At 73.1% G+C, this 9108-nt stretch carries 10 protein-coding genes; 3 read left to right on the forward strand and 7 right to left on the reverse strand.

Annotated elements, in window-relative coordinates; genetic code table 11:
• Positions 1 to 828: GTPase RsgA (rsgA, locus tag PSH25_RS23755; RefSeq protein ID WP_238661176.1), on the reverse strand; the 828-nt coding region annotated here is incomplete at its 3' end.
• Between the two features lie 178 nt (positions 829 to 1006).
• On the opposite strand from rsgA, the gene PSH25_RS23760 reads away from it, so the two are divergent.
• Complete coding sequence (locus PSH25_RS23760; protein WP_238661177.1) at positions 1007 to 1723, forward strand: maleylpyruvate isomerase family mycothiol-dependent enzyme; 717 nt, start codon at positions 1007 to 1009, stop codon at positions 1721 to 1723.
• 7 nt (positions 1724 to 1730) lie between these two features.
• A complete protein-coding gene (locus PSH25_RS23765) occupies positions 1731 to 2384 on the forward strand; it encodes an MBL fold metallo-hydrolase (RefSeq protein WP_238661178.1) in 654 nt (217 codons plus the stop codon).
• A gap of 265 nt (positions 2385 to 2649) precedes the next feature.
• Here the strand turns inward: PSH25_RS23765 and PSH25_RS23770 are convergent, their stop codons facing one another.
• A complete protein-coding gene (locus PSH25_RS23770) occupies positions 2650 to 3258 on the reverse strand; it encodes a DedA family protein (protein ID WP_238661179.1) in 609 nt (202 codons plus the stop codon).
• Between the two features lie 101 nt (positions 3259 to 3359).
• The gene (locus tag PSH25_RS23775) at positions 3360 to 4043 is read right to left on the reverse strand and encodes a class I SAM-dependent methyltransferase (RefSeq protein ID WP_308193724.1); all 684 of its coding nucleotides are present in this window, start codon (positions 4041 to 4043) and stop codon (positions 3360 to 3362) included.
• A gap of 193 nt (positions 4044 to 4236) precedes the next feature.
• Between PSH25_RS23775 and PSH25_RS23780 the strand changes: the two genes are divergently transcribed.
• A complete protein-coding gene (locus tag PSH25_RS23780; RefSeq protein ID WP_007462771.1) occupies positions 4237 to 4440 on the forward strand; it encodes a cold-shock protein in 204 nt (67 codons plus the stop codon).
• Between the two features lie 48 nt (positions 4441 to 4488).
• Here PSH25_RS23780 and PSH25_RS23785 read toward each other — a convergent pair whose 3' ends face one another.
• The 4 genes from PSH25_RS23785 to PSH25_RS23800 all read right to left on the reverse strand — a co-directional run.
• On the reverse strand, positions 4489 to 5766 hold the full coding sequence (locus PSH25_RS23785) for an MFS transporter (protein ID WP_238661180.1): 1278 nt from the start codon (positions 5764 to 5766) through the stop codon (positions 4489 to 4491).
• Complete coding sequence (locus tag PSH25_RS23790; RefSeq protein WP_238661181.1) at positions 5763 to 6338, reverse strand: ArsR/SmtB family transcription factor; 576 nt, start codon at positions 6336 to 6338, stop codon at positions 5763 to 5765. Before PSH25_RS23790 ends, PSH25_RS23785 begins: the two co-directional genes overlap by 4 nt.
• 108 nt (positions 6339 to 6446) lie before the next feature.
• Positions 6447 to 7322 carry a hypothetical protein gene (locus PSH25_RS23795; RefSeq protein ID WP_238661182.1) on the reverse strand — a complete coding sequence of 292 codons (876 nt, stop codon included), beginning with the start codon at positions 7320 to 7322 and terminating at the stop codon, positions 6447 to 6449.
• Positions 7323 to 7480: 158 nt separating this feature from the next.
• Positions 7481 to 9108 (reverse strand): CocE/NonD family hydrolase (locus PSH25_RS23800; RefSeq protein WP_238661183.1); only part of this gene is annotated, 1628 nt, incomplete at its 5' end.

Consider the following 9108-nt stretch of genomic DNA (forward strand, 5'->3'; position numbering starts at 1 on the left):
GGCGATGTCGGCGAACGCCCGGTCGAGCCCGGCCGCGCCGTCCAGCAGGCCGACCGCCCGCACACCGGGCGTGTCGATCACCGCACCGCCGCCGGGGATGGGTACGAGGGCCCGCCAGGTGGTGGTGTGCCGACCCTTGCCGTCGACCCGCCGGATCGCCTGGGTGGGCATCATCACCGCCCCGACGAGGGCGTTGACCAGGCTCGACTTGCCAGCACCGGACGGGCCGAGCAGGCCGAGCGTGCGGCCGGGCGCCACCTCGGCGCGCAGCGGGTCCAGCCCGAGGCCACGTTCGGCGCTGACCGGCAGCACCGGCACCCCGGGGGCGACCGCGGCCAGTTGGCGGGCCAGCGCGGACGGGTCGGCCGCGAGGTCCGCCTTGGTCAGCACGACCAGCGGCCGGGCGCCGGACTCGTGGGCCAGGGCGAGCAGCCGTTCGATCCGGCCCACGTCCGGCTCGGGGTGCACCGGCTCCACCACGGCGGCGGCGTCGAGGTTGGCGGCCAGCACCTGGCCGCTGGCGTCCTTGCCGGCGGTACGACGGATCAACGCGGCTCGCCGCGGCAGCACCACCTCCACGGTGACGCGGCGGTCCGGCCAGTGGGTGAGCAGCACCCAGTCCCCGGCGCAGGGCAGCGCGGACGGGTCCCGCGCGGCGGCGCTCAGCACCGCCCCACCCAGGCTGGCCCGAACCGGGCCGACCGCGGTCAGCACCGTGCAGACCCCCCGGTCCACCCGGGCCACCCGACCCGGCTGGTGCTCGCCGCGACGCGCGGCGTACGCCGTCCGCTCGGCGTCCCAGCCGAGGGCGGTCAGATCGATCGTCATGGCATCCTCATCGGTGTCGAAGCTGGTGATGGCGGAACACGCGTGCCACGTCCGGCATGATCACCACCTCCGTCCGATGTCCCGGTGCCGCGTCTGCCGCTGACGGTAGGTGGCGCGCCGACGCGCCGAAAGCGATTTCCCCGGCGACGGCGCGACGGCGGACCGCTAGGGTCGACGGGTGACCACGGATCCGCTGCTGCTGATGGGCGAGGTGGACGCGGCCACCAGCCGACTACTCCGTACCGCTGCGTCTTTCGACACCGCCGACCTGGCCGCCGCGTCGCTACTGCCCGGCTGGACGCGCGGCCACGTGCTGGCGCACCTGGCGCGCAACGCCGACGGCTTCGTCAACCTGCTCACCGCGGCCCGCACCGGAGAGGCGCTGCCGATGTACGCCTCGTTGGAGGCCCGCACGGCGGACATCGAAGCCGGTTCGAGCCGGCCACCGGCGGAGCACCTGGACGACCTGCGCCGCACCGCGGACCTGTTCTCCGAGGCGGTCGCGGCGATGCCGGCCGAGGCCTGGGCGGCGACGGTGCAGGCGCGTAAGGGCCCGTGGCCGGCCGCGCTGCTGGTCTGGGGCCGGCTGCGGGAGATCGAGGTGCACCACCTCGATCTGGCCGCCGACTACCGGGCCGCGCACTGGTCGGAGACGTTCGCCCACCGGCTGCTGCGCGAGGCGGCCAGCCACCACGCCATGGGGCCGACACCGCCGTCGATGGTGTTGCGCCTCGACGGCAGCGAGCACGAGGTGGTGATCGGTGAGCGCGTCGGCGCCCCGGTCGTCGCCGGTCCCGCCCCCGACCTCGCCGCCTGGCTGATCGGCCGTGCCGACGGCGCCCCGCTCTCCGTCACCCCCGACGGCCCCCTGCCTACTCCACCGGAATGGATCTAGAAACGTCATGACATACAGCGGAGACGTCACGCACGGCGGCGCCCCGGCGGTTCGGGAGCTGGACGGGCTGACCATCAGCAAGCTGTCGGTGGGCCCGATGGACAACAACGCCTACCTGCTGCGCTGCACGGGCACCGGTGACCAGGTGCTGATCGACGCCGCCAACGAGGCACCCCGGTTGCTCGAACTGATCGGTGACGGTGGGCTCACCGCCGTGGTGACGACCCACCAGCACATGGATCACTGGGTGGCGCTGGAGGAGGTCGTCGCCAAGACCGGCGCCCGGACGCTGGTGCACGCCGACGACGCGGCGGGGCTGCCGATCGAGGCGGAGCGGCTGGCCGACGGCGACACCGTGGCGGTCGGCGACTGCGCGCTGGAGGTCATCCACATCAAGGGGCACACCCCCGGCTCGATCGCGCTGCTCTACCGCGACCCGGCCGGCACCCCGCACCTGTTCACCGGCGACAGTCTCTTTCCCGGTGGGGTGGGTAACACCGACAAGGACCCGGAGCGCTTCGCGGCGTTGATCGGCGACGTCGAGCACAAGCTGTTCGACCAGCTACCGGACGACACCTGGTTCTACCCGGGCCACGGCAAGGACAGCACGCTGGGCGCGGAACGCCCCGCCCTCCCCCAGTGGAAAGCCCGAGGCTGGTAACCCACCACACAGAAGACCCGACGTCGACCAAGAACCACCAAGATCACAACCCACCGACGGCGGCGGCACCCCCGAGCGAACCGGAACCACGACGGGGGTGGGGGCCCGCCGTGCCCGGCGCAGGGATCAAGCCTGACCGCCCGGAGCCGGGCACGGCGGGCCCCCGCCCCACCACCGCAACCCGGCTCCGAGGCCGGGCACGGCAATCCCCTACCGCACCCGGCCCCGAGCGCCCCCACGCCCCCACGTCCCCCAGAGAAGCAGCTCAGCCAACGACGGAGAACAACCGCCGCCGCGCCCCCAGCAACGCGACGGAGGCCAGCACCAGCCCGACGCCCATCGTGACAAGCAACGGGCTGGGGTCGCCCGGCAGCAGCCCGGCCACCGACCGTGACGCGGTGCCCAGGGCGAGGTAGAGACCGGCCCAGGCGGCCGCGCCGATCGTCGCGCAGCCGAGAAATCGGCGGTACGACATCCGCAGCCCGCCGGCGGCCAGCGGCAACAGCGCGTTGAAGACCGGCAGGAACGGCGCGACGACCATCATCCGGCCGCCGCCGCGGCGCAGGATCCCTTCCGCCGCCGTCCAGCGGGTCTCGCCGATCCAACCGCCGACGCGGCTGTGGCGCAGCCGGTCGGAGTAGCGTCGGCCGATCAAAAAGCTCAGCGACCAACCGGCCAGGCAGCCGACCAGCACCGCGGTGAAGGTGGCCAGCCCGGTGCTCGGGCGGCCGACGCCGACGGCGGCGAGGATCGCGACGTCGCCGGGGACGAGGACACCCAGCAGGGGTACGGCGTCGAAGAGCATGACGAGCCCGAGCGCACCCATCAGCAGCAGAACCGGTAGTTCTCCGATCTGGGCCAGCCATTGCGTCATGCGTCGACGCTATGGCCGCCACGCCACTTCGGACATCGGGTCGTAGCCCCCAGTGACCCCTGGGATCCGCCTCGGGGTCGCCCCTGAGTCGGGGTCCGGTCTCAGCCGGGTCGCAGCACCTGCACGTGGCGTAGCGACGAGTCGACAGACGGTTCGGTGGTGGGCACCGGGTAGTCGGCCAGCACGGTCAGGCGGTCCGTCGGTAGGTGTCCGCGGCCGGGGTCGCCGACCAGCACGTCGGCGCCCGCGGCGGCGGCCCGCTGCAGGAAGGGCAGCATCCGGTCGGCCATCGCGCGGTCGTAGAAGACGTCCCCGGCGACCACCAGGTCGACCTTCACATCGGTGCTGTCGAGCAGGTCGTCTCCGGTGGCGTCGACGGCGACGTGGTTGGCCCGCGCGTTGAGGGTGACGGCGGCGACGGCGTACGGGTCGATGTCGTTGGCGATCACCTCGGCGGCGCCGGCGAGCGCGGCGGCGATGGCCACCAGCCCGGACCCGGAGGCGAGGTCGAGCACCCGGCGGCCGGCGGCCAGCTCCGGGTGGTCCAGGAGGTGGCGGGCCAGGGCCTGGCCTCCGGCCCAGGCGGACGCCCAGTACGGCGCCGGCAGCGCGTGCCCGGCGGCGGCCTCCATCCGGGCCCACCAGACGATCGCGTCCTCGGCCAGGTGCAGCCGCACCTCGGGGACGAACGGAGTGGGCATCAACCGGAGCCGGTCCAGACCGGCGCCGGGTGCGTGGATCTCGCGTTCCAGCTCGGTCAGCGCGTCGGCTGCGGCATCCCTCATCGGCGCAAGCATGCCCCAGCGGCGGTTGGTCGGGGCGGGTTTCGCATGCCGCCGCGCAGAGTTCACCCGAGTTCCGTCAAAGACCTACGGCACTTCGGCCAGCGGATCGGGGTTTTGCCCGTTACTGTCGAACAGGTACGGGCGATCATCGGCCAGAGGCCGAGGGTCAGCCGCTTTGAACAGGGAGAGATGCATGGCAACCGGCACGGTTAAGTGGTTCAACTCGGAAAAGGGCTTCGGCTTCATCGAGCAGGACGGTGGAGGGCCGGACGTTTTCGTCCACTACTCCGCCATCGCTTCGAGCGGCTACCGGGAGCTCAACGAGGGCCAGAAGGTCGAGTTCGAGGTGACCCAGGGGCAGAAGGGTCCGCAGGCGGACAACGTCCGCCCGATGTAGCTCCGTGCCGGTGACGGCGGCCGGTCTCCGGCCGCCGTCGCAGCGCACTCAAGACGCCGCCGGGGCGGCGGGCAGGTCCCGCCGCCTCCGGATCGGCCCCACCAACAGAATCAACGGGGTGACCGCCAACCAGGCGGTCATCACGACGATTGCCGTCCCGACGCCGTACCGCGCGCCGATCGCACCGGCCAGCACGGCTGCCAACGGGATCGTGCCGTAGTTGAGCAGGTGCATGCTCACCGTCACCCGGCCCAGCAGGTGGTGCGGCGTGTACGTCTGCCGGAAGGCGCCCTTGACCACGTTGCCGATGGCCACCCCCAGGCCGATCAGCAGACCGCCGAGGGCCGGCCAGACCAGCCCGACGCCGGGTGCGGCGAGGGGAATGAGCAGCGCGGGTGGGCCGGTGAGCGCCGCCGCGATCAGCAGGGCCCGCGCGGTGCCGCAGCGCCGCGCCACAGTGGTGGCGAGCAGCGCTCCGATGATCCCGCCGGCGCTCATCACTCCGACGAGCCCGCCCACCAGGCCCGGCTCGAGACGCAGTTCGCGCACCAGGAAGACCACCAGGACGGCCTGGTAGCCGGTCAGCCCGATGTTGCTGGCCGCGCCGAAGACCGTGAGCACCCGCAGGTACGGGTCCCGGATGACGAAGCGCAGCCCCTCGGTGATGTCCCGGCGCAGCGATCGGGTTCGCTCCGAGGGGCGTACCCGTGGTTCGCGGGTACGGATGCGCAGCAGGAACACCGCGGAGAGCAGGAACGTGAGCGCGTCCAGCAGCAGTGCGGCGACGGCGCCGGTGAGCTGGGCGATCAGGCCGGCGAGGCCCGGTCCGACGACGTAGCTCACGGTCTGGGTCGCCTGGAGCTTGGCGTTGCCCTCCGGCAGTTGCCCGGGTCGCAGCAGCACCGGCAGGTAGACCTGGTCGGCGGTTTCGAAGAAGACCCGTGCGGCGCCGGCGCTGAGGGCGACCACCAGCAGCTGCGCGACGGTGAGCCGACCCAGCAGGGCGGCCAGCGGCACGCTGAGGAAAGCCACCGCGCAGAGCAGGTCGCAGATCACCATCACCGGTCGGCGGGGCAGCCGGTCGACCCACGCGCCGGCCGGCAGGCCGATCAGCAACCAGGGCAGCCAGGCCGCGGCGGTGAGCACCGCCACCTGGAAGGTGCCGGCGTCGAGGACGGCGACCGCGACCAGCGGCAGCGCGACAGTGGTGACGTTGCTGCCGACGCTGCTGACCGCCTGGCCGGCCCAGAGCAGCCGGAAGTCGCGGTGCCGCAGCAGCCCACCGGTCGGCCGGACGTCGGTGGAGTCGCGGGTGGCGGTGGTCACGGTCGGGCCGGTACGCCGTGGACGAACACGAAGACCGGCCGCCGGTCGGCGCCGTCGTCGGGCAGGTCCCGGTTGGCCCAGCGCGCGAGGACGTCGATCAGCTCGTGGCTCAGCTCGGCCAGTTCCTCGGGCGTGAGGCGCAGCCAGTGGTCGGTGGAGAACGGCGCGTCGTTCCAGCTGGCCTGGGTGGTCTCGTCGGCGGCGTGCCAGGCCCGGGCCAGGGCGACGTGCCGGTCCAGGTTGAGCGAGGTGGCGGCGTCGGCGACCGCCCGGGAGGCCGGGTCGGCGTCGAAGTCGGTGTTGGACCAGCGCAACGCCCGGGTGACCAGGCGCCACCACCGCTCGCGCCGGTCCCGGGCCAACTCGGGCGCCTCGGTGATGAGGTCCGCGCCGGCGAGGACCTTGAGGTGGTGGCTGACGTTCGCGGGGGCCTGGTCGGTGCGCTCGGCGAGCAGGCCGACGGTGGAGGGGCCATGGACCTTGAGCACGTCCATCAGCCGGCGGCGCAGCGGGTGGGACATGGCGGCCAGCACCCGCGAGTCGGTGATCTGGCGTACGTCGGAGCTGTCCATGACGACAGCCTGGCATCCGCAACAGCTCTTGCGCAACAACTGTTGCTCAACAGCCGTTGCGGAAACGCGCCAAGAGGGGCGACCCGGCGGCCTCGGGCCGCCCCTCGCTCAGGCGACCAGCCGGCGGGCCAGCTCGTCGGCGACCTGCTTGGCCATGGTGGGCGGGATGGCCGCGGCGATCTTCTCCGGCGTCAGCGAGGCCAGCACGCCCTGGACGATCGCCGGCTCGTCGGTGAAGTCCTGGTTGGACAGCGCGGTCAGCGCCGCCTGCAGCGCGCCTATCTGAGCGGCGAGCGACTTCAGCGTCGGGTGTGCCGGGGTGTAGTTCGGCACGGTGACGTCCTCACCCATCGCCATCCGGGTGTAGATCTGCCCGACCGGGTTGCGGCCATCCAGCACGGTGAGGTTCTTGTGAACCGTGGCCAGCCAGTTGTGTTCTTCGGGGGTCATGTCGTCGTCCTCCAGGAGTCCGATGGAGCTGAGGTAGCGCCGGAACAGGGGTCGCTGGTCGCGGCCCGCCTTGATGGCGTCGCGGAAGAAGCTGAAGTGGGTGTGCCAGCGGTGTGAGCTGTCGCCGCTGGTGCGCTTGCCGAGGCGGTCCCACCGCTTCACCGTGGTGCCGTCGGGGCTGTAGATGATCTCCCGGATGTCCCGGGCGTCGGCCGCGTTCGCGGCGCACTGCGCGACGCACCAGACCGAGAAGCTCGGCAGGGTGTTCGTCCGGCCACCGGAGAGGACACTGAACTGGCCGACATCCAGCGCCGCCGCGTCGAGGGTCAGCCCGGCCCGGTCACGGGGCGACTCGACCACCGAGTAGTCGTTGGGGACCACCCGGTCCGATCCGCAGTGGTAGCCGCCCCGGTGGGCCGAGTCGCCGACGATGCCGACCTCGCCCGGGTCCAGGTCGTCCGAGCCGGGGGCGTTGTCGAGGTGAGTGAGGAGCAGGCTTCGGACGGCCAGAAGATTAGCCGGGGCCCGGGTCATGGGGTCCCCCTTTCCGAGAGGTGGGGACCGGGCACGACGTCACACCGCGTACGCGGTGCTGGGCTTCGGACGAGCCCGGCCTACTGGTGCACGGCGCCGGGCGTTGACTCAACCATAGCCCGCGTTTTGGACAAACGCCCAGCTCAGAATGGGTCTGTTCAGATTGGAGGCTGCGGCGGGGCTGAGTGGACGATCGGCAGCAGCAGCGCCGAGGGGTGGGCCGGGTCGTGCAGAACCTGCCGCCGGCCGGCACGCAGCGTCACCGCCGTGCCGAGGGGTTCCCCGGTGCCGGGGTTGCGGGCCCACCGTGGATGGGCGCCACCGGAGACCTGCACCCGCAGTCGGTGCCCGGCGGCGAACCGGTACGCGGTCGGCCAGAGCGGCACCGGAATCCGCAGCACGCCGGAAGGATCGGCCGGGAAGCGCTCCGGGGTGACCCGCACCAGGCCGTCGCACACGTTCCACGAACGACCCTTGCGGTCCACGTCGCACAGACGAACGAAGACGTCCAGGTACGGCAGGTCGCTGCGGACGTGGATCTCGGCGCGGACCGGGCCGATCACCTCGACCGGCCCGGTCAGCGGGTCGCTGGTGTAGGTCAGCACGTCCGGGCGGGCCTCGACGCGCCGGTTGTCCACCGGCCCGGCCCGCTGGGCGACGAGCAGTGGCCCGCCCAGCGACGGGGTGGGGTCGGCGGGGTCGTAGCGGAACTCGTCCGGCGTCGACGCGACCGGCGGGCGCGCCGCCAGCGCACCACCGGGTTGCAGGTGCCAGGCGGTCTCGACCGCCGGTGGTGGCCAGTCCGGCAGGTCCCGCCAGCCGCCGCCGGCGCCGCTGACGTACAGCCGGACCGGCGACACGGCGGGTCGCGACCGCCCGGGCGGTCGGGGCGCCGCCGGCAGGTGCTCGTCGAGCCAGGCCAGCCCCTCGCGCAGCGCGGCCACGAACAGCCCGGGGCTGCCGTGCGTCCACGGGCCGATCACCAGGCGCGGCGGTGTGCCGGCGGCGCGCAGAACGGCGTGGTCGTCGAGCTGGGCGGGCAGGAAGATGTCGTGCCAACCGGTGACCATGACCACCGGCGCCCGCACCTGGGCGACCTGGTCGGCGAAGACCCGGGTCCGCCAGTACGCGGCCTGCGGGGTGTGGTGGCGCAGCCACTCCTGGAAGAACGGGATGGTCACCCCGGTGGCCACCTGGTCGGCGTCGGCCAGGGGGAGGTGCTCCAGCGCGGCGGCCAGCCGGGGCTGCCCCCGCTTGAGCTCCCACTGCCGGGCCAACCACGGCACGGTCTGCGCGTGCAGCAGCTCCGCCCAGGTGAGCACGGTGTCCAGGGCGAAGGACTCCCCCGCGTACGTCGAGTCGCGGGTGGCCGAGGCGGTCACCACGGCGACCATCGCGCGCAGCTCCTCGCCGGCGTCGGCGGCCAGCGCCCACTGCGCGAAGCCCTGGTAGCTGACCCCGAACATGCCCAGTTGCCCGGACCACCAGGGTTGGCGACGCAGCCAGTCCAGGGTGTCCGCGCCGTCGTCGCGCTCGTGCACCAGCGGGGCGAAGGTCCCACCGGAGCCGCCGGTGCCCCGGCACGACTGGATCACCGCGTGTCGACCCCGCGCGGCGAGCAGCCGACCGAGCAGCCGCAGTGGCCCACCCCGCCCGTAGGGGGTGCGGATCAGCACGGTCGGCGCGCCGCCGACGCCCGGGGCGTAGTGGTCGGTGCGCAGCACCACACCGTCGCGGGCCCGCACCGGGAGGTCACGGGTGACCCGGACCGGGCCGGGCCGGGGCG

It is taken from the genome of Micromonospora foliorum, from assembly GCF_022229015.1.
GTDB classification, from domain to species: domain Bacteria; phylum Actinomycetota; class Actinomycetes; order Mycobacteriales; family Micromonosporaceae; genus Micromonospora; species Micromonospora foliorum.

Coding starts and splice junctions, on each gene's coding strand:
- PSH25_RS23790 (WP_238661181.1), bottom strand. CDS start 6,338: ATGGACAGCTCCGACGTACGCCAGATCACCGACTCGCGGGTGCTGGCC.
- PSH25_RS23770 (WP_238661179.1), bottom strand. CDS start 3,258: ATGACGCAATGGCTGGCCCAGATCGGAGAACTACCGGTTCTGCTGCTG.
- PSH25_RS23775 (WP_308193724.1), bottom strand. CDS start 4,043: ATGAGGGATGCCGCAGCCGACGCGCTGACCGAGCTGGAACGCGAGATC.
- PSH25_RS23765 (WP_238661178.1), top strand. CDS start 1,731: ATGACATACAGCGGAGACGTCACGCACGGCGGCGCCCCGGCGGTTCGG.
- PSH25_RS23780 (WP_007462771.1), top strand. CDS start 4,237: ATGGCAACCGGCACGGTTAAGTGGTTCAACTCGGAAAAGGGCTTCGGC.
- PSH25_RS23795 (WP_238661182.1), bottom strand. CDS start 7,322: ATGACCCGGGCCCCGGCTAATCTTCTGGCCGTCCGAAGCCTGCTCCTC.